26 protein-coding genes are annotated in these 25,679 nt (G+C 40.5%); 16 read left to right on the forward strand and 10 right to left on the reverse strand.

The features are described from left to right. The first annotated feature begins 93 nt into the window (after window positions 1-93). The 3 genes from AC1HJP_RS14220 to AC1HJP_RS14230 all read left to right on the forward strand — a co-directional run bounded on the left by AC1HJP_RS14220 (window position 94) and on the right by AC1HJP_RS14230 (window position 3,197). Complete coding sequence (locus AC1HJP_RS14220) at window positions 94-627, forward strand: GrpB family protein (RefSeq protein ID WP_480362402.1); 534 nt, start codon at window positions 94-96, stop codon at window positions 625-627. A 279-nt stretch (window positions 628-906) separates the two neighbouring features. After that, window positions 907-1,923 carry a hypothetical protein gene (locus AC1HJP_RS14225; RefSeq protein ID WP_480362403.1) on the forward strand — a complete coding sequence of 339 codons (1,017 nt, stop codon included), beginning with the start codon at window positions 907-909 and terminating at the stop codon, window positions 1,921-1,923. 161 nt (window positions 1,924-2,084) lie between these two features. Beyond that, the gene (locus tag AC1HJP_RS14230; protein WP_480362404.1) at window positions 2,085-3,197 is read left to right on the forward strand and encodes a serine hydrolase domain-containing protein; all 1,113 of its coding nucleotides are present in this window, start codon (window positions 2,085-2,087) and stop codon (window positions 3,195-3,197) included. A 38-nt stretch (window positions 3,198-3,235) separates the two neighbouring features. Here the strand turns inward: AC1HJP_RS14230 and AC1HJP_RS14235 are convergent, their stop codons facing one another. Then, window positions 3,236-3,736 carry a CIA30 family protein gene (locus tag AC1HJP_RS14235; protein WP_480362405.1) on the reverse strand — a complete coding sequence of 167 codons (501 nt, stop codon included), beginning with the start codon at window positions 3,734-3,736 and terminating at the stop codon, window positions 3,236-3,238. A gap of 208 nt (window positions 3,737-3,944) precedes the next feature. Between AC1HJP_RS14235 and AC1HJP_RS14240 the strand changes: the two genes are divergently transcribed. After that, entirely contained in the window at window positions 3,945-5,030 is a 1,086-nt protein-coding gene (locus AC1HJP_RS14240) for an MBL fold metallo-hydrolase (protein WP_480362406.1), read from the forward strand. An 82-nt stretch (window positions 5,031-5,112) separates the two neighbouring features. Here AC1HJP_RS14240 and AC1HJP_RS14245 read toward each other — a convergent pair whose 3' ends face one another. The 5 genes from AC1HJP_RS14245 to AC1HJP_RS14265 form a co-directional block, all read right to left on the reverse strand. Continuing rightward, on the reverse strand, window positions 5,113-5,805 hold the full coding sequence (locus AC1HJP_RS14245; RefSeq protein WP_480362407.1) for a diguanylate cyclase domain-containing protein: 693 nt from the start codon (window positions 5,803-5,805) through the stop codon (window positions 5,113-5,115). Between the two features lie 265 nt (window positions 5,806-6,070). Continuing rightward, window positions 6,071-7,693: an alkaline phosphatase gene (locus AC1HJP_RS14250; RefSeq protein ID WP_480362408.1), complete on the reverse strand. Its 1,623-nt coding sequence runs from the start codon at window positions 7,691-7,693 to the stop codon at window positions 6,071-6,073. 19 nt (window positions 7,694-7,712) lie between these two features. After that, window positions 7,713-8,768: an alkaline phosphatase D family protein gene (locus AC1HJP_RS14255; protein ID WP_480362409.1), complete on the reverse strand. Its 1,056-nt coding sequence runs from the start codon at window positions 8,766-8,768 to the stop codon at window positions 7,713-7,715. After that, on the reverse strand, window positions 8,765-9,886 hold the full coding sequence (locus AC1HJP_RS14260; protein ID WP_480362410.1) for a phosphoglyceromutase: 1,122 nt from the start codon (window positions 9,884-9,886) through the stop codon (window positions 8,765-8,767). Before AC1HJP_RS14260 ends, AC1HJP_RS14255 begins: the two co-directional genes overlap by 4 nt. 129 nt (window positions 9,887-10,015) lie before the next feature. Beyond that, entirely contained in the window at window positions 10,016-12,370 is a 2,355-nt protein-coding gene (locus AC1HJP_RS14265; RefSeq protein WP_480362411.1) for a TonB-dependent receptor, read from the reverse strand. A gap of 207 nt (window positions 12,371-12,577) precedes the next feature. Here AC1HJP_RS14265 and AC1HJP_RS14270 point away from each other — a divergent pair, with 207 nt between their 5' ends. The 5 genes from AC1HJP_RS14270 to AC1HJP_RS14290 all read left to right on the forward strand — a co-directional run bounded on the left by AC1HJP_RS14270 (window position 12,578) and on the right by AC1HJP_RS14290 (window position 16,633). Next, complete coding sequence (locus tag AC1HJP_RS14270) at window positions 12,578-13,291, forward strand: UTRA domain-containing protein (RefSeq protein WP_480362412.1); 714 nt, start codon at window positions 12,578-12,580, stop codon at window positions 13,289-13,291. A 142-nt stretch (window positions 13,292-13,433) separates the two neighbouring features. Next, window positions 13,434-14,762, forward strand: a complete 1,329-nt coding sequence (locus AC1HJP_RS14275; protein ID WP_480362413.1) for a DUF5690 family protein — start codon at window positions 13,434-13,436, stop codon at window positions 14,760-14,762. Between the two features lie 167 nt (window positions 14,763-14,929). Beyond that, entirely contained in the window at window positions 14,930-15,604 is a 675-nt protein-coding gene (locus AC1HJP_RS14280) for a CsgG/HfaB family protein (RefSeq protein WP_240701015.1), read from the forward strand. A 13-nt stretch (window positions 15,605-15,617) separates the two neighbouring features. Continuing rightward, window positions 15,618-15,965, forward strand: a complete 348-nt coding sequence (locus AC1HJP_RS14285; protein WP_171040924.1) for a DUF4810 domain-containing protein — start codon at window positions 15,618-15,620, stop codon at window positions 15,963-15,965. Continuing rightward, on the forward strand, window positions 15,962-16,633 hold the full coding sequence (locus AC1HJP_RS14290; RefSeq protein WP_138483653.1) for a DUF799 domain-containing protein: 672 nt from the start codon (window positions 15,962-15,964) through the stop codon (window positions 16,631-16,633). Before AC1HJP_RS14285 ends, AC1HJP_RS14290 begins: the two co-directional genes overlap by 4 nt. A gap of 85 nt (window positions 16,634-16,718) precedes the next feature. Here the strand turns inward: AC1HJP_RS14290 and AC1HJP_RS14295 are convergent, their stop codons facing one another. Continuing rightward, window positions 16,719-17,387: a CsgG/HfaB family protein gene (locus AC1HJP_RS14295; RefSeq protein ID WP_480362414.1), complete on the reverse strand. Its 669-nt coding sequence runs from the start codon at window positions 17,385-17,387 to the stop codon at window positions 16,719-16,721. Window positions 17,388-17,496: 109 nt separating this feature from the next. Next, the gene (locus AC1HJP_RS14300) at window positions 17,497-18,534 is read right to left on the reverse strand and encodes a GGDEF domain-containing protein (protein ID WP_480362415.1); all 1,038 of its coding nucleotides are present in this window, start codon (window positions 18,532-18,534) and stop codon (window positions 17,497-17,499) included. A gap of 193 nt (window positions 18,535-18,727) precedes the next feature. Between AC1HJP_RS14300 and AC1HJP_RS14305 the strand changes: the two genes are divergently transcribed. Next, the gene (locus AC1HJP_RS14305) at window positions 18,728-19,516 is read left to right on the forward strand and encodes a polysaccharide deacetylase family protein (RefSeq protein WP_480362416.1); all 789 of its coding nucleotides are present in this window, start codon (window positions 18,728-18,730) and stop codon (window positions 19,514-19,516) included. Between the two features lie 253 nt (window positions 19,517-19,769). Further along, complete coding sequence (locus tag AC1HJP_RS14310; protein WP_480362417.1) at window positions 19,770-19,934, forward strand: hypothetical protein; 165 nt, start codon at window positions 19,770-19,772, stop codon at window positions 19,932-19,934. Window positions 19,935-20,332: 398 nt separating this feature from the next. Here the strand turns inward: AC1HJP_RS14310 and AC1HJP_RS14315 are convergent, their stop codons facing one another. After that, window positions 20,333-20,500 carry a DUF6435 family protein gene (locus tag AC1HJP_RS14315; RefSeq protein WP_138483643.1) on the reverse strand — a complete coding sequence of 56 codons (168 nt, stop codon included), beginning with the start codon at window positions 20,498-20,500 and terminating at the stop codon, window positions 20,333-20,335. A gap of 194 nt (window positions 20,501-20,694) precedes the next feature. Between AC1HJP_RS14315 and AC1HJP_RS14320 the strand changes: the two genes are divergently transcribed. Beyond that, window positions 20,695-20,898, forward strand: coding sequence for a hypothetical protein (locus AC1HJP_RS14320; RefSeq protein ID WP_480362418.1), 204 nt, complete (start codon window positions 20,695-20,697; stop codon window positions 20,896-20,898). A gap of 147 nt (window positions 20,899-21,045) precedes the next feature. Here AC1HJP_RS14320 and AC1HJP_RS14325 read toward each other — a convergent pair whose 3' ends face one another. After that, window positions 21,046-22,206 carry a serine hydrolase domain-containing protein gene (locus AC1HJP_RS14325; protein ID WP_480362419.1) on the reverse strand — a complete coding sequence of 387 codons (1,161 nt, stop codon included), beginning with the start codon at window positions 22,204-22,206 and terminating at the stop codon, window positions 21,046-21,048. 235 nt (window positions 22,207-22,441) lie between these two features. On the opposite strand from AC1HJP_RS14325, the gene AC1HJP_RS14330 reads away from it, so the two are divergent. The 4 genes from AC1HJP_RS14330 to AC1HJP_RS14345 are packed head-to-tail and all read left to right on the forward strand — an operon-like array spanning window position 22,442 to window position 25,664. Next, a complete protein-coding gene (locus AC1HJP_RS14330) occupies window positions 22,442-23,269 on the forward strand; it encodes a MipA/OmpV family protein (protein WP_480362420.1) in 828 nt (275 codons plus the stop codon). A 10-nt stretch (window positions 23,270-23,279) separates the two neighbouring features. Beyond that, window positions 23,280-23,675 carry a DUF3019 domain-containing protein gene (locus AC1HJP_RS14335; protein WP_480362421.1) on the forward strand — a complete coding sequence of 132 codons (396 nt, stop codon included), beginning with the start codon at window positions 23,280-23,282 and terminating at the stop codon, window positions 23,673-23,675. Window positions 23,676-23,679: 4 nt separating this feature from the next. Further along, the gene (locus tag AC1HJP_RS14340) at window positions 23,680-24,378 is read left to right on the forward strand and encodes a response regulator (RefSeq protein WP_480362422.1); all 699 of its coding nucleotides are present in this window, start codon (window positions 23,680-23,682) and stop codon (window positions 24,376-24,378) included. Continuing rightward, window positions 24,378-25,664, forward strand: a complete 1,287-nt coding sequence (locus AC1HJP_RS14345; RefSeq protein ID WP_480362423.1) for an ATP-binding protein — start codon at window positions 24,378-24,380, stop codon at window positions 25,662-25,664. The genes AC1HJP_RS14340 and AC1HJP_RS14345 overlap by 1 nt, the downstream gene beginning before the upstream one ends. The last annotated feature ends 15 nt before the right edge of the window (window positions 25,665-25,679 follow it).

Raw genomic sequence — 25,679 nt, forward strand, 5'->3', positions numbered from 1 at the left:
TTAATAATGTTAATAACAAAACCTAAAGCACGTCACTTTGGTAGGCAAGCTTGTAGCTTCCGTATTCACACAAAAACAGATTAAATCAGCAGCATGTCAAAAATTAAATTTATTCCCTATCAACTAGTTCCTGCAAGCTTTAACCCTTGGCGAGACATCTTTTTAGACGTTGCACAAGCTGTGATTACAGAGTTAGCTCACCCTGATTTTGAGTTTTTACACTTTGGTTCAAGCTCTTTTAAAGTGGCAGGTAAAGGCATTATTGATATTTCAATATTATATAAAGCAGGTCAGCTAACTGAAGCGGTCGAACATTTAAAGAGTTTTGGATTTAGCGACCAACACAGTAATAAACCATTTCCTGAAAGTCGCCCTCGCAAAGACATTGCTGTGAGATTTAAAGGAGAAACCTTTCAAGTTCACGCACATGTCATCGAATTAGGCAGCGAAGAGCATTTAAAGCAAGTTAACTTTAAGACGCACATGCTTAATAACCCAGATGCGCGCGCCCAGTACGAAGTGACAAAACAGCAGGCTATTGCCGATGGGCTAACTGTACAAGATGACTACGGCAAAGCTAAGTCACCGTTTGTGAAAGGTGTTTTACAAGAGATGGCAAAACCATAATTTAACCTGAGCTTTGGTTAAGAGATTTACTAACGTATTGATATTGAAATGATAAGTGATTTTTAAAGTCTGCAGCCGGAGACTTTTAGCGATAACTAGGCGAATTTACGCGACAATAGCAGGCCTATTGCAAGTAAGTTCAACGCAGTTAACGTTGAAAGTAGCCGCTGGAGATAGATTTATTATCCAGAGCTCAGGTTAATGTATTAATACGATTCATATTGTTATTATTTTCGGTATAGCGCTTTTCTCGCGTTCAAAACACATAGGGATTAATTTGTGAAAACACTCAAATTTTGTGCTGTTGCTGCTTTTTTATGCTCTGCATTAAGCGTATCAGCTCAACCAAGCACACCAATCAAAGTCATCGAAAACAATAACGCACAATTTAAATCAGATTCTATGCTGAGTCGCCACGAAGGCTACACGCTCGTTAATTATATTGTTAAAGCCGATGGTTCATTAGGTGAAGTGACCGTTTTATTCAACTCTGAAGTAAAGCCGACGACTGAAAAAGCCAAGAAATACTTAAGCAATCTAGAGTTCGAAGCAGCTACCTACAATGGCAAAGCTCATGATGCAGCACGCTTTTTCTCTTATACCTACTCAACAGCGCCTACTACAAACTCAAACAATAACCGTGCTTCTAAAGGGTTTGTTAGCGATTATGATTTTATTGATAAACTGATTAAAACTCAGCAACTGGAAAAGGCACACGAACACTTTGAAGAGCTACTAAGTCACACTAAAAATCTCAATGAACAAGCGCTTTTTGCCTGGCTGAAGTCTCAATATTTTTATGCACTACAAGATTGGCATAACTATGAAAAACAGTTACAGCATGCTTATTTTTTACGTAAGCATTTGCCAAAAGAGTTTGCCGTACCTTGTATTCAAAACCTGATGCAGCTGTATCTTTATCAACAAGACTTCTTAAATGCCAAACGCGCTTTACTAGCACTCAAGCATGTACCGGGCGTAAATATTTCAGAGCAAGCACAACAAAAAGCGATGGCAGACATTGCTGGGCTTTACCAACAAACTCCGTCGATTACCCAAAGTATTAAGCTAGATAAAAATACCCCAAAGAGCATAGGTGTTTCTCGTAGTGAAGTGACATTAAAAGGTGAAGGTCAGGCCCAACTTAGATGTGATGCTTATCTAGAGCCTCGTATAACACTGCCGACAAGTATTACAGCTAAACCAAGTTATGGTCGCTGTAACCTTATCCTAAGCAGTAGCCAAAATTCAGATGTAAGCATTACACAAACCGGTAAGGCCGTTGTTCGCTTTTAAGCTTTGAACGGTATTAGCTTTGAACGGTATTAGCTTTGAACAATTTAGATTTTAGCTAGCAACTTAAACATTTACAGAGAGCCACTCGTCATGTGGCTCTTTTTTGTTCTAATCAAACAAAGTAAAATCGCAGGGCTAATTTGCAAGGAGCATAATTTTCAATGAAAACAATCACCTTAATCACTTTATGTTTATTATGCCTGCTAGGCTGTGCAAGACAAACCGATAATCTGCAAGAATCGCTTACTTTAAAAATGCAAAGTAATGCCGAGGCGCATGGCTTATTGGCGCAAGCGGTATTAGTTAAGCACAATAATAATCTGCTGTTTGCTCACGCTATGGGTGATTCGGATATATCTCGCGCTGATCCAGTGACTAAAGACAGCGTTTTTCCTATTTTCTCAGTCAGTAAACTGTTCGCTAGCACCTTGCTATTTCAGCTTGTAGAACAAAACAAAATCAATTTAAACGCCCCTATCAACCAGTACCTTGATGGCCTACCTCAAGCTTGGCAACCTATACCCGTTGCCCATTTTTTAAATCACAGTACTGGGTTACCTGAGTATTTTGAATATGATGACAAGCAAGTCTTTGCACCAAAAAGTATTAATGCTGCTATTCAATCTCTAAACAATACACCATTGCTATTTAAGCCAAATAGCGCCATTCGTTATACTCAAACAAATTATATAGTGATTAAATTACTGCTAGAAAAAATCACTAAACAGCCTTATTCAAAACTAGTTCAAACGCGAATTTTAACGCCATTAAAAATGCATAACACATTTATCAAGGGAATGAATACGTCGCTTCAATCTGTGACGGCTTATTTACCAAATAGCGGTGATGCGTTACAGGTAAATCCATATACATTTCCAAGCTATGCAAATATACATTCTGATGCGTATTCAAATATTCACGACCTAAGTGTTTTTCTTTCAGCATTAATCAATGGCAAGCTGGTTGATCAATCACTGCTTAAAAGTCTCTGGCAACCAACACAGTTAGAAGATGGTTCAAAAAACTATTTCGCCTCAAGCTGGGAATATGAAGACGTTGGTAATTGGCATGCGGTTGGTCATGATGGCGGAGGTGTTCTGAGAGTAAAATTGCTCTTCAAAGAAAACATGACTGACAGCATCATTGTTATCTACTTAACCAATGGTAATTTGGATGGCGTTTGGAGCCGCACACTTGTCAACACAATCGAAAGTAATGTGCTTCCAGATCGTTACTCTAAATTTGCATCATGGTTAGGTGGACTGTTTGATTAAACAAGGCCTGTTCGATTAAACAAAATCTATAATTTTATCTAGATTTTTCCTAGCGGTGTGATTGCCTGTACCTCAAGAGAAAATTTACCCGCTTGCTTTTCACTGATCATAAAGCCAAGAGATCTAACATCATCAAAATTGAGTTGATAGTCAGCGTAAAAAGCACGACCACGATACATAAGCGTAAAGTCGTCTTCTGTGACAACGTGTGTTTGTGTTTTATTTGCTGTGGCTTGAAATTTATAAACAAAGGCTGGGCCGTCAAGATATTGGTCAACTCTTAGCCTAAGCTGGTACTGCTTTCCATCACCTTTTACAACAACACTTAACTGTTCAGCGTTTTTATTTTCTAAATTAAATGGCGCACGAACAGAAGCAAAACCGCCATTATTGCGCAAAGACACATCGCCTTTAAATTCAACAGAGTGCGCACCAACAACTAAACGACTTTCAGAAAGACCACCCATTACGGTGTCATTAACCATAAACCAATCAAGTAAAGTCAGTTTAGTTTCTGCCAATACTGAAGACGACGCCATTAAAATTACTCCAAACAACACAGGTTTAAAACACATAACAATTCGCACTTTATTGAATATAACTTTCAGTACGACCCAAGTAAGCATTCAGATTGCATTTACATATTAAACACAGGCTCCCTAACCCGTTAAGTTTGCTTACATTAAAACCATAGAGTGTTTTGATAAACCTGCTAAAATCTCGCAAAAATGATAATAAGGAAATCTAATGAAGAAGTTAGCATTACTCTTCTCTTTAGCGACATTAGCAGGCTGTTCGGTCAGCAACCAGGTTGAAACCCTCATTCCAGAAAACGCAGTAGTCAAAAACAAGACCACAGAAGGCTATACCGACCGTTTCAAAAATATTTACGATGACTTTAAAGAGTATCCTGTCACCTGTGATGAAAATTGCTACCCTCCGAGTCCTGTCATTGAATGTAGTGCTGAAATGCAAAATTGCGCTTACACAGGCAGCAACCCAGAAATAGCCATTAGCACCGGATTCTCAGTACAGTGGCTCGGTCATGCTAGCTTCAAAATTAACACATCAAATGGTCAACAGTTTTTGTTAGACCCGGTTTCTGATGACTTTGACTGGCCCGTCAATTGGGCGTTTAGCCTAGTTTCTGATATTAGTCGTACACCCAATACTACACTCACACAAAGTCAGCTGGCTGAAACTGACGCCATCATGTACTCGCATATTCATTATGATCATTTCAAAAAAGACGATCTTTCACTCATAGGTAAAAATAATGAATTTTTAACGCCGCTTGGATTCGCTGATCACTTCCCTAATGACGGTTATAAAATCACAGAGATGGCTTGGTATTCGAGTAAGCAAGTGGGTGAAGTAAATATTCACTTTGTTCCTGCGAATCACTTCAGCAGCCGTATTATGGTGCCTTTTATTCATGAAGATAACGACGCCACGCTCTGGGGCGGTTGGGTGTTAGAGCACCAAGGTAAGAAGTTATTTTTTGCCGGTGACACAGGCTATTCACCTCACTTCAAAGACATTGCTAATAAATATGGGGATATGGATGTGTGTTTAATTCCTATTGCCTCTTATCATAGTGAAGAGCACCCTAAATGGTATCGAAAAGTGCACACCACACCAGAAGATGCACTTATCGCAGCTGCCGACTTAAATTGTAAAGTGATGATCCCATGGGGTTATGGTAATTCATCATGGCAAATGGGTGATAAAACATCGCACTCGGCACTATTTCGTTTAATGCACATGTATAAGAAGATGAATTCAAACATTCCGCTGCATGTGTTGAATGAAGGTGAGTCAGTTAAGTTATAAAACAAGAAAAGCCCAAGTAAATTAGCTTGGGCTTTCTATTTTCTTACATTCTTTTATGCTAACGCTAAGTTCGTCTTATCTTTTAATCAAGTAAGTTATCTTCTAAACGCTCTAACAGCTCAGCTTCACTGGTTTTGCGAGTCACAATGGTGCTTGCCGATTGAATATGTAACTTGCGTAAAATCGCTTGAGTCGCAGTCTTATTTGCTTGTTCTAAACGCTCAGCCAATAAATGGGCTTTGGCTTGGTTATAATTTGGTGCATGCACAATAAACTGCCCGGTATGCCAAGCTATAATTAATTGGTCGTCTTCAAGCTCTTGATTTAAAAGGTACAAAAGTTCGATCACAATATGCTCTACGGTGATAAAGCCCAACTTGTTGCGAATTTCATCAAGCCCAAATACCGATATTAGAATAAAACCATGTTGTGGTTTATCTTCCTGCGCAATCTGCTCAAGCACCGCAAAAAGGGCTCGACGATTAGCGATATGTGTAACTGGCTCAGTCAAAGACTGCTCTTCAAGATACTTACTTAAAAGTTTTATATCATGCCAACGACGATAACTGAAATAGGCAAAGGCCAATACCCCAAAAAGTAATGAAGGCACTATCTCATCTAACTCATAATGCTCATATTTCCTTGAATACTGGTAAATCCACTCCAAAAAATCAAACTGGTGGGAAATGATAAAACCAAGCAATACCACTATGAGTACAACAACAACATCAAATTTAGCCCTACGGCGCAGGTTTGCTTTTAATTCACTCAACAATGCTTACGTTCTTTTTACCTACTTTAACTACAAGAAATTGTAACATAGAGTGATTTTTTTGTTTTAGTCAAAAATAATCTATTCTTTACCAAATCAAAATAAACAATAAAAACAAGATACCCGATACCGACTGCGCCTTATTCAGTAAAAGCGCTCATACTCGTTAGCAGATCAAATTATAAAAAGTGAGATGGCTTCACGGGTTAAACCATCTCACTTTGCTTGAAAGAGCCTTGCAGCTCTTATTTAAGAATATTTCTTATTTTTACTGCATAAAAAGGCGCTGCATTTTTTTACCCAACTCAACATGCGTATGCAGACCATTAAACTGCTTAGACAAAGCTTCAGGCCCTAGAACAAACACACCTACTGGCGTATGCGTGTGTGTGCCCGTTGACCAGACGATATTTTGTTTACTCGACAGTGCTCTACCAATTAAATTGAGTGGGCGCTCAGTTAAATACACATAAAACGGCGCAAAGTCATTTATTTTACTGGCTGTTTTTAAGCCTAGAGACTTATGACCCCGTTGGTAAAATGCGTTCTTTTGCTCAGCTAAAATTTGCTTAGCGTCATCTTTGTTAATTTCAAACTCGCTATACTTATTGACTGTTTTTACGAGCTTTTCTGGTGCGGGTTTAAACGCGTTACCTTTGGCTTCATACCAAATATCACCATAGCTTTTTTGCTGAGCATATAACTTATCTAAAATACTCAACTCACCGAAATTAAAGTTTGGCTTATAAACATCCTGTTGATGATTATTTAGCTGTTCAGCTTTTGGTAAATCTGCACCGCTGTAGCTAAAGCCAAAACCGCCGGTTTCGTGATCTGCGGTGACGATGACTAAAGTGTCGTCTCGGTCTTTTGCCCACTCCAATACGGTATTCACTGCATTATCGAATTTGATCATTTCGTGCAATAACGTGCCTGCATCATTGTTATGTCCAGCCCAATCAATCTGACCTCCTTCGACCATTAAGAAAAAACCTTTGTCGTTTTTCGATAAGGTATTGATAGCGGTTTGTGTCATATCACTCAGGCTAGGTTCGTTGCTTACGCGACCATGGGAGGTATCAACGCCGTTGGCCATTGCACTATTGGCAAATAACCCCAGTAACTTTGTGCCTTGCGCTTGCTGTAATTGCGATTTATTAAACGCAAGTTCATAGCCTTTACTGCTTGCTTCAGCCAATAAGTTTTTATCGTCTCGACGCTTTGATTTCAGCGAAACCGTACTTGCCTTTAGCTTGGCTTCAAAACCCTCGGGATTGTCAGACAATGCGTATTTTTTGGGCACAAAATGGCGCAAACCGCCCGATAACATGACATCAACCACCCCAGATTGGATCATCTGCTCAGCAATCTCATTTTCCATTGAACGATGAATAAGGTGTGCAGCAAATGACGCAGGTGTTGCATGGGTTAAACGGGTGTCTGACACCAGCCCTGTGGATTTACCCAGCCCTTTGGCTCTTTCTAGAATCGTCGGCACTTTATGCCCCGAACGATTTAAACCTATCATTTCACTGCCCGCGGCAACACCTGTTGCCAACTGGGTTGCGGAGCAAGCAGAATCTACCACCAGCTTATCTGCAGGCCCATGCAGTGACAGCCCAGTGACGCCTTGGTTTGCCAACTTAGCAATGGCGCTATTGTCACCTCGGTAAATCGAGTTCGGTGCGCGAGTCGCATACTCTTCTAACAACCCCACTTGTTGCGGACCCATACCATCGCCAATCATTAAAATGATGTTTTTGATTTTTGATGGCGTATTTGTATCTGGCTGCACTGTATTTTCTGAGGTTTTTAGTAACGAACATGCCGATAAGCTTGAGATAAATATAAGGGCACAACTTAGTGCCCTAACTGGTTTTCTAACTAACATATCACCGTTTTCCTTGGTGTTATTTAAACTGTAACGCTGACAGCGGCATGCTTTGTTTGTGAGTCACATCGCCATTGATATCTTTTAACCCAAACTCAATATTTGGATCTGCTTGCTGCCAATCTATTTCAATAAAACCATAATTCACATCCGATGTGGATTCTCCCACTCTGTGCTTATTGGGGCTCACATCTTTCCATTTTTGTGTAAGTCCTGAGCTGGTTACTTCCCACAATGGATAGTTTTGTTTAGCTTGATACTTTGACAACTCACCCCAGTGAGTGTCGCCACTTATCATAATCACCCCACCAATTTTATGCTTTTCAATAAAGTCGAATAGTCGCTGTCTGTCTGCCGGAAAGTTCGCCCAGCTCTCCCAGCCCGTAAAATCAGGAATAAGCTGTAGGCTTGAAGCAATGACTTTCACTTTCGCTGGCTTTAATAGCTCTTGTTCTAGCCATTGCCACTGCGCTTCACCCAGCATAGAAGTAGCCTCATCAACAGGGCGATAAGGCCCGACATTGTTAAAGAAGCTATTTAACCAATAACGAAATTCACCAATCGAACTGAGCGCGGGACGATTCCAGCGCAGGTCTGGCATGATCACCTGCACACGCTGTGATTCTTCACCATACATATACGACGTATAAATACCTGAGTCTCTGGTGCGGCGCGGGCTGCCTTTCGGCTCTTGCCAAAAATCTAGCATAATTTTTCGAGATGCTTCTTTAAACGGGTACTCTTTGCCCGCATCGTTTTCGCCGTAATCATGATCATCCCACATGGCTATCACAGGCGTATTTGCGCGTAGCTGAGCAAAACCCGGTTTAATACCTAACTTATGGTACTTTGATTTAAGCACCGTCATGTTTTCAGTATCACCGTAAACGTTGTCGCCTAAAAACACGAATAAGTCAGCTTGTTCTTTGTTGATGGCATTGAAGATCGGAATATCTTTATCTTGGTGACTGCAAGAGCCAAATAAAATTTTATCGACCTGTGAATTAGCCATCACATTGGCCGAAAAGCCGCTCAATGCCACTAAGGCAGTTGCTAGTGTTTGTTTTAAATTCATAGCTTGATGATCTCTTTAATTGCCTTGCCTGCTTGCGGATTAAACTGTTGTGGATTTTCTCCCAAGATGGTCAATGCCGTTGCCGCAATTTGATCTTGTTTAAATTCTTTGTGCCTTTTTAATTCGCCAAGTGGTTTTATATCAGGCCCGATGGCTGCCATCCAAATTTCATCGGCCCCTATAATGCCTTGCTGAAAATGACTGAGCTTTTTCATATAGCCCGATACCGCTTTTTTAGAAGCATGATGTTGCCAATCATCGGCGTTATAGCCACGGCCATGATCTGTCACTATCAGTAAAGTGGTGTTGTTTCTATAGCCCGGTGTCGACTGAATGGTGTGCCATAAATCTTCAAGATAGGCATCGGTGCGTTTGGTGGCGTGTAAATACCTGTCGTAATGGCCTTCATGGGCAAAATCATCGGTTTCTCCCAACGAAATCACCATGGCTTTTGGCTGAATATGGGTTAAATAGTCCTTGGCAAAGCGATAAGTGAAACTATCTGTTCTGACATTTTGCCAAGGGCTTGGGGTTTGCGCCTGAAGTTCGTTTAACAACGCCATCTCGGCTGATTGCGGTTGAATATGGTAACTATCGAATGTGGCGTTGACATATAAGCCACTGCGCTGCTCATTGAAAATATACGGAAACGCATCCCAACTGCCAAACGCCGCAAGTTTTTGATCGTATTCAGGCTTGTTATTAAGCCACTCCAAAAAGGTCACATTTTTATTATTCTCAAGGGCATTGCTATCAATGTCTGGATCAGCCTGACCTGTTAGTATTTCGTTATACCCCGGATATGAAAAGTACCAGTCATTAGCAACCGACATTTTAGAACCCAATTCTCGGTTACCCACAACCACGCCTTGTTTGGCGATGGTTTGCCATAAAAACGGCATTAGTTTTTCGCGGCGAGTTTGCGCATTATCATCCCAAAAGGCCTGCTTTAATTGCGCCGGATTTTTTACAAAGTCTTTATGCTCAATCAACTTGCTATCCGCGCCCGAAAACACTTCTTGCCAACGTAGCCCATCTATCGTGACGACCACCACATTACTTGCCGCAAAGGTTACAGATGAACACAGCGTTGCCGCGGCTAAAATCAGTTTTTTCATTGTCTACTCGCATGATTTAAGCAAAAAGAGCCTTTATCACATTCGTAAATGAAATAAGGCTCTGTGTTGTTAACTAATTTTTGTTATTTAAAAAAAGATCAGCACGTCCTGTACTACTCAATTTGGAGATTAAAAGCGTGTTTGGAAGTTCAACGCTGCAGTACGAGGTGCGCCGATCCAGCCTCCCCAACCACCTGCTACGCCGCCCATGTAGCTCTTATCGAATAGGTTATTGACCGTAAAGCGGATTGATGCACCTTTTAGGGCGCTATCGAAGTTTTCTAAATCAACGCCTACGTATAAGTCACTCACCGCGTATGCATCGATGCGCTGAGTATTGGCTGAATCCATCCAGCGCTCACCTAGCCATTTTGTCGAAACACCCGCAGAGTAAGCTTCTGATTGCCAATCAAGCGATAACACTGCCATGTCTTCTACTGAGCCAAATACCGTATTACCTGCAGCGATGCCAACAGTACCATCCGTATATTCTGAGCTGTTGCTGGTGTAAGACATATACACAGATAGCTCTTGGCTTGGGTAGTAAGTTAATGAGGCTTCCACACCCGATGACTCGATACCACCGGTATTGATGTAGCTACCGTTTGTGCCAACCAAGTAGTCGTTGCCTGAGTCAGAGCCCGGCGCAATAAAGGTGAGGCGGTTTTGGAAGTCGATACTGTATAGGGTAATGCTGGCGTTAAAATCTTGATTGTCGTAACGCACACCAAAGTCCATGTTTTCAGCCGTTTCAGCTTCAACGTTATCTAGTGCTGATGCATCTGCTTCTAACACTTGGTCTTTAATCGCCGCAAAGTTTTCAGCATAGCCTGCGAATACTTCTAGGCCATCTACTGGGGTGTACCACACCGCACCTGCTGACAATAAGACATCTGAATCTGAGTTCACCGCTTTCGTGGTGCCTGTGTAAGTGTCTTTACTATCTAAATCAACAAGGTACTTTTTAAGACCTGCACGTACTGTGACACTTTCCATCTCGAATGAATCTTCAAGATAAAGCATGGTGGTTTCTACAGGGTAAGTACGGTCGTATTGGATCCAATAAGGTGTATGGTCAAACTCATAGCTGCTCTTAGAGTCAATGATTTTGTGCCAATCACGGTATTCTGAACGCTCATAGTCTTCATACCAAATACCCGCGCGAACCACATTGGTGTTATCGCCGATTTGCTTTTCCCACGTTAGATCTGCGTTAATACCAAATCTATCTTTTTGATAGTGTGTATTACGGTAAGACCCCACAGGACGTGCGCCGTTTTCATAACAGTTAGGATCGTATTCTGCACCCGCACCACCATAAGGGAAACCAATTGAACTTTCACAGCCTGCAATAGGCGTCAGTGACTTGCCATCTGCATCAACAAAGTAGATTTTACCTAGCGAGCTACCACCTTGGGCTGTATTGCCCGAAACCAGTTCGCTGTGGCCTTTTGAGCCATCATTTGTAACATCAACAAGATAAGGAGGTACCCAGTCACCACGGCCTTCGTTTTTATGGAAGTAAGCGTTTGCTTTAACTTCAACTTCGCCGATCATAGTATCCACTTCGATATAACCAAATAGGTTTTCACGCAGTGTTGACCAACCTTGACGATAAACTTGGTCAATGTAAGGGACACCCGTCCATTCACCTAATAAGCCATCTGATTCAGGGTTTTGTTTGAAACTCTCTAGTGAAACGCGCTGATAGTTATCTTCGTGAACATCGTCGTAAGAAAGGTAAGCGGTAATCTCTAGATTGCTGTCCATGCCTTTTACAAACTTAGCGGCAAAGTGGTCACGCTTGTTTTCTGCTGTACCTGTGATCCAGTCACTATTACTTGAATTTGAGTAGCTGAACCAACCGTATGTGTCATCTAATACTTCGCCGGTTTCAAGGCGCATGTAATATTTTTGCGCATCGAAGTTGCCTAATGACAAGCTCGCAATGACCGCTTTTTCTGTGCCTGGGTCAATGGTGGTGAAGTTCAACGTACCGCCCAATGCTTCATTTGAACGAGAAGCTACGTCAGCAGTACCTTGAGATACTTCTACAGCCATTAAGTTTTCAGTATCAATATAACGGTTTGCCTTAGCACCACCGCCGTAGTTTGAGTTACCGTTAGCAATACCGTCAATGGTAATACCTACTTGCTGCTCATCTAAACTTAATTGGAAGCCACGAATTGAGACCGTTGTTGACCAATCATCAGATCCAAATGTATCCCCTTCGTTGATTAATACACCCGGTAGGTTATCAATCATTGCCATCGCACTGGTCATAGCCGATTGCTGTTTGAACATTTCGTCTGATGTCGCGTTGTTAGCGTATGACACGCTTTTGCCAACAACCGTAATTTCTTCAATTTCTTGATCTTTTTTTGCTTTGTCATCTTCTGCATAAACAGGTGCTGATAACGCGCTTGCAACGGCAAGCGCCAGTAAAGATGGTTTTGTGAAGCCAGTAGAGTATAAAGTTTTCATTATGATTCCCGAAATTAATTGGTACATACCAAAGTAACGAACGGCGAAAATACTATCGGTGAATTATTACAGGGACTTGACAGAAATATGTATTATTTAAAAAATTGGTATGGACCAAAAAATCTATTTTTAGGTAAGCGCTTGTTCAGCTTTGACTGATGTGATACCTATAAATAAACCAAGTGAATTTGCGAATTAAAGCCCTAAATGAGTACCCAAAGTTTTGCCTACGCCCAAGTGCGTGAAGCACTAACCAAGCAAATAATAGAGCAGCAATTAACAGGCAGCTTGCCCTCAGAAAGAGAGCTCTGTGCAACGTTTGATATTGCCCGCTCAACACTTAGACAGGCGCTCGGGCAATTAGAAAATATGGGACTTATTTACCGTAAAAATCGCAGTGGCTGGTATGTCTGCCCAAGAAAATTAAAATACGACCCCATGCAGCATGCCTCATTCTTACAATACACCACAGCGCAAGGGTTTCAGCCAAGTACCGTGCTACTTGAGCAGAAAAAACAAAAGCCCTGTAAAGAAATCGCCACCGCACTTGAGCTCGATGGTAGAGCCAGCCTAACTAGCATTCTACGTGTCCGCTCTGTGGATGGTCGCGCTGTGGTTGTCGAAGACCTAAACTTCAGTAACAAGCATTTACCTGACATAGACAAGCATGATTTATCACTGTCTATCAGCATGTTACTTAAAAACACGTACCAACATCACAAAGTGCTTTACGATATCTCGGTGGAATCTTGCTGCTTGTTCAACCCTATCGCACAACACTTAGACACCTACGACGGTGCTCTAGGTTTAAAAGTCACTCGAATCGTCAGAGATCAACAAGGCACGGCCTTTGAGTTCGACCGAGAGTTTTGGCGACATGATGCCTTAATGATTGAAAACAAAGCCAAACTTCAATTTTAATCGCTCTTAATTTGTTGAGCAAAATTAGCTTTCCTCAACAAAAAGACTGTAAAACTACTGCAATATAAAGCCTCTACACTGAGCACTTACTCTAACTAGTTTGGTTCGTACCAAACTGGCGCATTTTTAGAAGGTGTGTCATATGCTCAGTGAGCTTAGCGGCAAGATAAAACATAAACTCAGCAGTAATATCCTATTGTTTTGCACCTACGCCATTATTGCAGCCTGTAGCACCTACGCCTTTATGTATGGTTTTCGCAAACCTGTCGCTGTGGGCTTGTATGCCGACACCTCACTGTTAGGACTATCACTTAAAACGCTTTATTTAACGGCACAAATTTTTGGTTATGCGCTCTCTAAATTCATTGGCATTAAAGTCATTTCTGAATTACAAAGTCACGGTAGAGCCAAAGCCATTCTCTCTTTAGTGATTATCGCTTGGCTTGCACTGCTCGGTTTTGCGCTTACCCCACAGCCTTACAATGCTGCTTTTATGCTCTTAAATGGCCTACCGCTCGGCATGGTATGGGGCATTGTATTTAGTTATTTAGAAGGGCGAAGAGTCACAGAAATATTAGCGGCAGGGCTATGCACCAGCTTTATTGTTGCCTCAGGGTTGGTAAAAACCGTAGGTAGCTACTTAATGATGGACTACGGCGTGACTGAGTTATGGATGCCATTTGCCACAGCCAGTCTTTTTTTGCCCCTATTAACATTATCTGTATGGATGCTTGATCAACTCCCTCCTCCTAATCAAGCTGATATCGCCCAACGCTGCGCCCGTGTTCCCATGACCAAAGAAAGCCGCAAAGAATTACTTCAGTTACTTGGTTTTGGCCTCACGCTATTAATCATAGGATATGTGCTGCTCACCGTACTGAGAGATTTACGCGATAGTTTCGCCGCCGATGTCTGGCTGGCAACAGGCCTTGATGGCGCTCCAGCACTTTTTACACTTACCGAATTACCGATTGCACTGGTGGTGCTAGTTATTGTGGCACTGCTCAAATTGATTAAAGACAACCACCTTGCAATGGTAGTTAATCATTTACTCATTTTTGCCGGGTTCACTATCACCCTATTAAGCTCGCTCGCCTATCAACAAGGAATGTTGGGCCCTATTTATTGGATGGTGTTAAATGGCATTGGCCTCTACCTCGCCTACGTCCCCTTCTCAACCACGCTGTTCGAACGTTTAATAGCAACATTTAACCGCCCTGCTAACGTTGGCTTTTTAACTTATCTTGCGGACTCGTTTGGCTATTTAGGCACAGTCGGCGTGATGGTGTACCAAAGCCTAGTGATTGCCCAAGTGAATTGGAATGACTTTTTGCGAGAGCTGAGTATTATCACCGGCGCTTTAGGAGCATTGTTAAGTGCTGCATCGCTTGGGTATTTTGTTTATAAAGAGTGGGAAAACAATAAATGGTTCAATTCAAAACAAGACATAAAAGTACAACACCCTGAATGATATGCATCATCAAACAGAATAACTGCAAATTAAAGATTCAAATTGTAAATAAAATTGCAAAATTCTATTTAATAAAGTTAAAATTCATTCCGAATATAGGGAAGTTGCATTTAAAATTATAAATTTTACGATTCCCTATGTCCTAAAATAAATAAAGGGATATCAAATTGATAACAAAAACTAATCTATCTAAACCATTTCTAGCAGTTTTAATCGCTAGTGCTTTATCAGGATGCGCAACAACCACCTCACAAGTTATAGAAACGCCTAAAGTTGCGTCCTATAACACACAATATACTGGCGTCAAAAGTAAGATAGCCGTTGGTAAATTCGTAAACCGTTCTAGTTTTCAAAATGGCATTTTCTCTTCTGGACAAGACCGACTAGGAAGCCAAGCTAAAACAACTTTAATGAGCCACTTACAGCAAACAAATCGTTTCTCTGTTTTAGATAGAGACAATATGGACATGCTACAAAGCGAGGCTCAAAGGTCTGGTACTCAACAAACAATCGCTGGCGCTAGATTTGTTGTCACAGGTGATATTACTGAGTTTGGTAGAAAAGCAATTGGTGACAAACAATTGTTTGGAATTCTAGGTAAAGGAAAATCTCAAATTGCCTATGCGAAAGTGACATTAAATATCGTAGACACTTCAACTTCTGAAATTGTTTACTCTGTTCAAGGTGCTGGCGAATATAGCCTATCACAACGTGAAGTCATAGGCTTTGGCAGCACAGCAAGCTATGACGCAACACTCAATGGCAAGGTATTGGATTTAGCTATTAGAGAAGTTGTCAATAAGCTTGTAAATGGCATCGAATCAGGTGCTTGGAAATTATAAAAGGTCAGAGAAAGTGAAAAAAATACTATTTGTTCTTGCTGTAACAGCAGTGCTTGCAGGTTGTAAAACTAAAGAGCCTCTTTATTATCACGGTCAATATAATGCTGTCGTATATAACTACTTTAAGTCAGATGACATGACGGTCTCAGAACAAGTTGAGGTACTTGAAGAGCTTATTAACACTGCAAAAGCTAAAAATAAGAATATTGCGCCAGGTGTTCATGCTCATTTGGGTATGCTTTACTTTGAATTAGGTAATGCAAATTTAGGTCTTGAACATTTTAATATCGAGACAGAATTATTCCCTGAATCAAAACAATATATCGATTTTTTAGTTAATTCAGCAAAAGGTAAGTCATGAAAAATTTTATCGCCATTGCATTCCTAATGCTTTTATTAAGTGGTTGTGTAAGTCCTCCAGCCCCTCATGATTATTCTGAATTCCGTAATTCAGATCCAAAATCAATTTTAGTCTTACCTCCAATAAATAACTCTCCGGAAGTTATTGCTCCGTATAGCATTTTATCTCAAATCTCTATGCCAATTGCTGAATCAGGTTACTACGTTTATCCAGTTGCTGTAGTCGAACAGACATTCAAGAATAACGGGATAACCGTTGCCAACGATGCTCAAGCACTACCTGCAAGCAAGCTTCATGAGATTTTTGGAGCTGATGCAGCCTTATATATTTCAATTGAGCAGTACGGTACATCTTATTCTGTTATAAGCAGTGAAACGCTTGTATCACTTAACGCTAAGCTTGTTGATTTAAAGACGGGCGTTACACTTTGGCAAGATACTGCATCTGCTTCTTCTGCTGAAAACAGGGGCAATAGTGGTGGTGGCTTAGCTGGTATGTTAGTAGAAGCTATCGTACATCAAGTAATTGAAAGTGCTACGGACGCTGGATTTGATATTTCTAGCATTGCAACACAGCGATTACTTTCTTCAGACATGCACAACGGCCTTTTACACGGACATCGCTCGCCAAAATATGGCCAACCAGCGACGAGTGAAAAAGCTAAGTAACCCTAAAAAACACCATCAATTTTGAAGCCCTCCACAAAATTCGAGCGCTTCAATTGATGGTATTTTTTATTGATAAACTGTTATCTTACTTAAGTTTACCTTGTGCTACCCCGTCAGTTAAATTATTAACAGCTTCTCTCATTGCTAAATCTAACACCTTACCATTGAGTGTCGCATCATAACTGGCGGTACTACCAAATCCAATTACCTCACGGTTAGACAAGCTATATTCACCGGCTCCTTGCACCGAGTAGACAACTTCAGAAGTATTTACATCAACAACATTTAAACTCACTTTTGCATAAGCTATTTGAGACTTTCCTTTACCCAAAATACCAAATAACTGGCGGTCCCCTTCTTGTTTTCTACCAAACTCAGTAACGCCACCTGTAAGCACATAGCGTGCTCCTTTAATATTTTGCTTTGCATCAGCAAATTGCGCTTCTTGGCTTAAAGCCGATAAGTTGCTTCTATCTAACACACTGAATCTTCGTGATTGCTGTAAGTGGGTTTTTAAAATCGTTTTTGCTTGCGACCCTAAACGGTCTTCACCTGATGAAAAAATACCATTGTGGTAGGTTGAACGATTTTGAATATCACCAAGTGACACCTTTACTTTTTCACCCTGATATTGCTCTAAAGCCTGATTCACTGTTACTGGTTGAATGACTCGTGATGACTCTGTAGCTGTACAGCCAGATAAAACAGCCATAGTGAGTGAGGAAATTAAAATTAATTGTGTGCGTGTGTTCATGTCAAGTTTATCCCGTTTCTTATCCGACTGAGTTTAAATATGACATCGATTACATCCAGATTCTGTGAGAGAGATGTTGTGAAATGTTAGAAAGTGTTTGACTGCTTATTCAATCAAAATAAGTGACCCTATCTCTACCTAAGCGTTTGCTTTCATAAAGGGCTTGATCTGCCCGAGACACTGCAGTTTCAAAGTTCATATCCTGTTGCCATTTTGCTACACCAAAGCTGAGTGTCACCTTTAACTGTTCACGGCTGACTTTGTGTTGCTGCAAAAGTGCGGTGATCAAATCTATAAAACGTTGAACTGTATGCTGATCATTTTCATGCACAATTAATAAAAATTCTTCTCCCCCCCAACGGATCGCCAAATTCGGCTGTTCAAAACAATCAATAAATATGCCTGAGACGATACGTAAAACATCGTCCCCTCTTTCATGGCCAAACCTGTCATTAATACGCTTGAAATGATCAATATCAGCCATAACAACAAACACAGCGTCTTTGTCATAACTTTCAAACCAGTTTGGACAACTTAAATGCTTTTGTGCAAAGCGTCGATTATGCAATCCAGTTAAGGCATCCTTGCTTGCCATTAAAGTCAACTCTTCACGTGACTGGATACTCATCTCTCGTAACGAGGCCAGTGCAAAAATCATCGGTAGCCCGCTGATCAATACATTTGAGAAATGAATGTAAGGTAACAAGTTTGGGTATGGAAAATGGCTAATATTAGGAAAATCGAATGTGACCAGCATGGCAAAAGTCAACATCATTGTGACTGCAAAAGCGATTGATCGAAAAATAGGGATTGTTTGCTCAACTAGTAGAATACATGCAATGGCCCACAAATAGTAATGAAACCCTAACGCAATACCAAAGGTGAGGCTTACAGCAACAGAATGAACTAACACTTCAAGGCAAATAAGTTGTAATCCCCCTGCCACTTTGCCATTTGATAACAAATTCAAACCAGCAGCCCAACAAACAACGCTGAGAACATTTAATCCCGATAACCAATAAGCTTCGATATAAGCAAAAAAGAAGATTAATGCGGCATGCAAATAGAGACAATACCAAGCTACCTTGCTTAATATGGCGACCTTTTTTTGCTCAATTGAAAAGAAATCCTGACTTTGTATACTCACTATCGCTTCTTTGTTGAGATTTTGTTCTTTTCAAGTATAGGAAAGATTATTCCACTTATAACAACAAAAGCACCAATTTATCAGCAACCCCCTAAAGTTGACTTTTATTCATATTAAAAATAGAAGCGAGTTGATGCTTTATTGCCAAGGCTATATCGTGAACATTCATTTATTAAAAAGGACTAAAGTTAAAATGAAATATATTTTACCAATCTCTGTTGCACTGTGTGCGTTCACCTCTTTTGCTAGTCACGCCTTTTACCCCAATAAAGCAAAATATGCTGTCAGCCTCAGCTTTGATGATGCGAGGAAATCTCAAGTAGATATAGGAGTTCCGATCCTAAACAAACATGATGTGAAAGCGACTTTCTATCTTATGCCATACCATATGCAAGGCAAAGAACTGCAGTGGAAGCGAGCAGCAGAAGCGGGTCATGAAATCGCAAACCACACCGCAAGCCATCTATGCACAGGGAATTTTCGCTGGCTAAGAAAACAAAACAAAGGCCTTGAACAAAGTAGTTTAAATTTTTTAAAACAAGATATTAAGCAAGCCCAGCAATATATTGAGACGCATACCGGTGCAGCCCCAAAAGGGTTTGCCTACCCATGTGGGCAAACATTTGTTGGTCGAGGTGCTGAAGTAAAGAGCTATGTACCTTTAATTGCCGAAACATTCAGTTATGGTCGAACCTGGAATGATGAAACAGCCAATGACCCTTTCTATTACGACCCGGCGCAGATACGTGCATTTAGTATGGACGGAAAAACGTTTGATCAACTAAAAGCTCTTATTGAGCAAGCTAAATTTGACAATGCATGGATCGTACTCGCCGGACATGAAGTGGGTAAAAAGGGGCCTTATACGGTTGATGAACTTGCGCTAAAGCAATTAATTGAGTTTTTAAAAGACCCCAAGAATGAGTTTTGGCTAGCAACAGTGAGTGATGTGCATGAATACATAAACAAAAGAAATGAATAAATCAAAACCATAAACACTAAAGAAAATTACAAAAAAAGAAACAAACTAAATTAGAGTGTTTTTTCTTTAGTTATTTTAATATTAAAAAGCCGTTTTTTTATACTAAAAGGATATTTAATGTTTTATCCCTGGCACATTAGATTGGTGTTGCGTACTAAAAAGTAACCACGCATTTAGGGATAAAACATGAAAAATAAAACTCTAACGCAAAGCTTGTTAAGCATTACTGTTGCAAGCTCTTTGTATTCTGCCTATGACAACTTCTTCAGAAGAACAAGCAAAGGATGAACTTGAAGTAATCACTGTTACATCACATAAAAAAGTAGAAACGATCGTTGAGATCCCTATGAGTGTATCAGTCGGTACAGCAGCGCCTCGGGGTCAACTTATTCTCCATGGCTCAAATACCATAGGATAAACCGAACGCGTTATTACTAAAAAGCCAGCACTCGGTGAGTTCAAACTGCTTGGAGCCATAATAGGAGAGCGGAAAAGAATGTTGATGTATATGATACAAGCACAACATTGGGCAATAATATTCCAACAGTTGAACAAACCTTTTCACTTCGTATTATCGATAGCACCCAGAGCGAAAACACACACTGTTGCAACTGGTAAGCAAAGCGAAAGCCAAGCAACTTCCTTCTCTCGCACTTCTTTGGCGAGTAGATGGTAATGTTGAGGTTATTTTTTGGCGATGTGCGAACAGAAAAATACTAAAGCACCAGCCTTAACGTATCGGTGCGTTTAGACTACGTGTTCTTTTATAGATACTTTATAACGTTATTTCCCCTAGAACCTACACTGCAGGCCCTTTTAATCTGGTAGCTTTTCAATTTCAGCCCACAAACTTTCAGCCTCGGCGGTCAACATAGAATAAGTTCTGATATCACCATTACGCTGGGCATGCATTGCCTTCTCCAAAAGCGCGTCATACTCTTTGCGCATTTTCTTCTTCGGATTTCTTTTAAATAAACCAAACATTGTCACCCTCCTATATAAAGGCATAAATACGTTTCTGAGCATGATCAGATCAACTTTAATTCTCTGTATATAGTGCTTGCTAAAAACTGAACCAAACTCGAACAAACAACGTTCAATAATTACTGAAAAACCTAAATATTCAACCTAGTCGTTTTATATTAGTCCTTTGACTAAGCATGCTTCATTGGGGATTGATGCTATTAAGAGAGGTGATTGCGATGCATGATGATGAATTTGATATCTCAACTTTAAAACAGTTAGGCAACCATAAAAAAGACGAAATTCTAAGCCGGTTAAGAAAGAAACAAAGAGACCTAGATAACGCCAATGAATTGGCACACATTGAATCCCAACATGGCTTGGATTACTTGTTTGATGATTTAGACAACTTAGATTGAACTATTTATTAGCGTAGACGTATAGACAGATGGGTTTCTCATCTCCCTTCTTGTTGACTTTCCCTTGAGAGTGCAGACAAGGAAGCTTTTATTAGCGAGTCAAATGGGTGAATTACGTATTGTAATTCACCCATTTTTTATAACCTTTTATTTAGTTAACTCTTTAATCACTTGGTTATACAAACTTTTATGTGCACTATCACAGGCAGTGTAGCCATTACAGTTAACGATGAAAGCGGCCGTCGTCTCTGACTCTTTAATATAAAAGTTATACGTCGCATAGCCCAACTCTGAGCCATGATGGTGAATGACCTCTTTACCATTAATCATTTCTTTAAATAGCCCATAACTGTACTGTAAGCCATTAATATTGGTATTAATGAAACTGTTATCTGCCAACATTAATTGATGTGATGTAGCGCTTAACAACTCTCCTTTCACTATGATTTTAAGCACATCTGCCATATCTTTTGCCGAACCCACAACTGGCGCGTCTGCCACACCAATATTTTGATAGTAAGGTTTGGTATCAATTCGATCCCCTTCATATAAAAAATAACCTGAGTTAATAGAAGCAAAATCTTTTTCCACCCCACCATAACTCATACTATCAAGACCAAATGGTTCAAAGATTTTATCTCGCATTGCTTTAGAATGATGCTCTGCCAGTAATTCATCTAAAATAAGCCCCGTTAATATATAACCCGTATTTGAATACGACCAATCTGTAGCTGGTGTAAAATTTGCGCCTTGACCATAAGCAAAACTCATAGCAAAAGCATCCGTTTTGATTGAGTCAGGTTCTTGCAGCACCGAGTCATAAAATGCACCATCAGATTCATTTAAATAATCAAAAAGCCCCGCGGTATGTTGCAACATTTGCCTAGTGGTGATTGCTTCTGCATTCGCAACGCGTGAGGTAATATCCGTCGCTAAGTATGTGGTAATGGGCTTGTCTAAATCGAGCAGTTGGTCGTTCACTAACATAGACGCCAATAATGCGGTCAATTTCTTACCTGCACTGCCATTTGGAATACGTGCATCAATTTGCATTGGCGTTTGACTATCTATATTTGCAACGCCAGCAGCACCATGAAATTTAAGCGTTGGCGAGTCAATATAAAGTGTGACCCCTGGGATCTCACCTTCTACTGTTTTTTCAAGTAAAGCTTGATAATCAAACTGTTGCTCTTCAGGTTGTGTTGATTGGACATTACTGTCAGCGGCTTTATTACTTGAGTCACATGCGGTTAATAACAGCGCCGCAGCGACACAAGTAAAGTTAAAAAAATACGATTTGGTTTTCATTGTTTTATCCTGTCTAAATTAAGATTGCAGTTAGACTAAGCAAACAAAAGCCTTCGAGCTGTAACGACATGAGGCAGTGTGTAGCAAAGTGTATCAAACGCACTTTAAAAGCTAAGCACCTGCTAGCTATTCGCTTTTTTTGATACACATTGATACATTTTGGGATAAGCTGATACGGATTATCCCGCTCCCAAGATTTAACATGAATGCAAATTAACAAACATAAGAAATTGCAATGAAAATCCTAATAGTCACACCTTTGCTATTGTGTAGTGCTTTAAGCTTTGCCGATAGCCAAACAAACCCAACCAACTGGGCCGATGCATTGAGTAATAAACGCGATGCGGGCGGATATTTTTCTGTTGGCTTAGCGGTACATAATCAACACGGTTTATATCAACCTAGTAACACTGAGGCGGATTTTATTTTTAGTGGCGCTTATTACTTTGAAAACGGGTTATTTGCCGAGCTACCCAGTCATAATGATAAATTTGAAACTTCCTTAACACTTGGCTATAACCTTGCGAATGTGGGAGAGTGGGAGTTTGACAGCATTTATTCTTATGCGCACGGCTCGCTTCAACGAGGCAATGTCGATTTCAAAGAAAGAACGCCCTATCTAGGTATTCGCGCGACAGGTACCATTGCAGGCATCGATACTATGTTTTCATACGGATTGAATACCAATAATAAATACTATAGCAATGGTCATTATGCCGCAGCTTGGTTTGCCAAGAGTTGGAATGTTAAAAACTGGTATATCTACGGCTCGCTTGGCCTGCAGTACCGTAACAGTAAAATGCTAGATTATTATTATGGCGTCGAGCAGTCGGACATCTACCACACAAATTACCAGGCTGATGCTGGCGTTAATATAATTTATAAATTAGGGGTAAAGAAACCTATCAATGAAGATTGGGTGCTTGAAGGGTTCTTTAGCTACACCGACTATGCCGATAGCATTATTGACAGTCCTTATACTCAAAATGTCCTTAGATATTACGACGGTGACCGTAGTGATAAAGGTCGAGTGTTAAGTTTGTCTATCAATTACGTTTTTTAAGGAGAAGGCGATGACGTTAATATTTCGTACTTCTCTATTGTTATCATTATTTATTTTTTCAAAAGTAGCCTCTTCGGAACAAAATGATAACAAGAAACAAAATAGATTAACCGTTTCACCAAAACAATGTACCACGCTAAAACAAGGTGAAACCTGCTACCTAGACCTAGAAGTCACATGGCGAACCAGTACTGAGAACAGTACCTGCTTGTTTGCTAATGCAAACAAGCTGCAATGTTGGCACAACAAAAAGCAAGGTGAGTTAAAACAACAAATCACCATGCAAAACGATTTAGTGATCACATTACAAACTGAGCATAAACAAGTATTGCACACACAAACAATCCGCTATGCTTGGGTTCATAAAAAGAATAACAGTAAGGCCATGCGTTGGCGCATGTTTTAACCCTATGATTTCAATCGCACTTGTTGAAGATGATAAAGAGCTGGCGCAGTGGATCTGCGACTATTTAAGCACTAAACATTATGCGGTTGAGGTCTATCACGATGGCCTAACCGCATACCAGGCACTCTCAGTCAAAACACCTGATTTGATTATTTTAGATGGCATGCTGCCCTCAATGGATGGCTTAGAAGTGTGTAAGTTACTGCGATTAAAATCAGATGTGCCGATTATTATTCTCACCGCACGCGATGAAGAAATTGATGAAATCTTAGGGCTTGAAATGGGGGCTGACGACTACCTCACAAAACCAGTTCGAGGGCGTCTTCTCGAAACTCGCATCAAATCTTTATTGCGCAGAGCCGCTCCCACATCGACAAGCATAGTTGAACAAGACACCATTACCTTAGGCAATTTAGTGATCTGTAAACCCACTCGCGCAGTCACACTCAATGGTACGGCACTTAAACTCTCAAGTAATGAATTTGATGTATTGTGGATCCTAGCCCAGCAAGCAGGCCAAGTCGTCAGCCGTGAATCGCTTAGCCAACAATTAAGAGGATTTGAATACGATGGTTTCGACCGCACCATAGATTTACGTATTTCCAGGCTTAGAAAAAAGCTCTTTGACGATGCCAGCGAACCGTACAAAGTAAAAACGATTTGGGGCAAAGGCTACTTACTTGCCGCTGAGGTGTGGCAATAATGTGGCGCTTTGCAACGGCACTGATCATGGTGGTGCTTGCTGGCAACATCATATTAGGTCAGGTATTTAATACCTTACTTGAACAAAATCAAACTCAACGTAAAGCGCGTCAGTTTAGCCAAGAGCAACAAAGCTTACTTGCGCAAGTAAAGCTTATTCGCTCTGCATTCGATTCCGGGGTGAAAGCACACACGCTCAATCAGTGGCTTGAACTAAACTCTAAAAATGAAGGGTTTAGCTACAAGTTACAATCATTAAAAGACTACCCGCTACCCAGCAGTTTACTCGAAAAAATAAAACTAGATGGCGCAGTATTTTTAGAATCAAACGAAGGCTTAACGGCCTATTCGATTCTCACACAAGAGCAAGTATTGCTGGTAACTCAAACCAATATTGAAACCGAAGATCTGCAAACAGCTTGGCTATTTACATTGATTTTTTACTCCACTCTGCTGGTTTTAATCTTGCTATTTTTGGCACCATTTTTACTTCGTTTATATAAGTTACGCACTGCAGCCATCGCCATTGGTAACGGTCAGTTAGATAGACGACTCAAGATCGGCTCTTTATGGTATTTAAAAGAGATTGAAATGGCATTTAATCAAATGGCCGAAAAACTTGCCCGTTTGATGCAAGACATTAAATTGCTATCTGGCGGATTATCTCATGAACTTAGAACCCCCCTCGCGCGTGTGAGAATGGGCTTAGACACACTGTGTGAAACCAACGACCCTGAGCAAAAAGCCAAGTTCGAAACCCGTATAAATCAAAATTTAGATGATATGGAAGCGCTTATTCATGCCCTACTGCACTTTGCCAGATTGCAAAACACACTTGATAACACAGCTAAAACTGAACTCGATTTAAATTTGGTATTAAAGCAACAAGTTGAAAAAGCCCACGATCATCGTTGTCAATTAATCGTTCAGCAAGAGCCTTGCTTTATTCAAGGAGATAAACACTATCTCAATTTGTTAATGAGTAACTTGCTCAATAATGCTTTAAAGCATGCCCGACAACACATTGAAATTAAAAGCACCCAAGACAAGGACTTCACAATCATCACAGTGAGCGATGACGGCGAAGGCATTCCTAAAGCCGACAGAGAAAAGGTATTTAAACCCTTTGTAAGATTAGCCAAACAAGCAAACGACGATACTAGCGGCTACGGTATGGGCTTGGCATTAGTAGAGCGAATTGTCAGTTGGCTTGGCGGCACTGTACAGATTGAAACCTGTATCGAACTTGGAGGTGCAAAGTTTGTGGTTCTATTACCTAATACTTAAAGTAAGAAAGACAAG

This window comes from Pseudoalteromonas sp. NFXS53, from assembly GCF_056629255.1.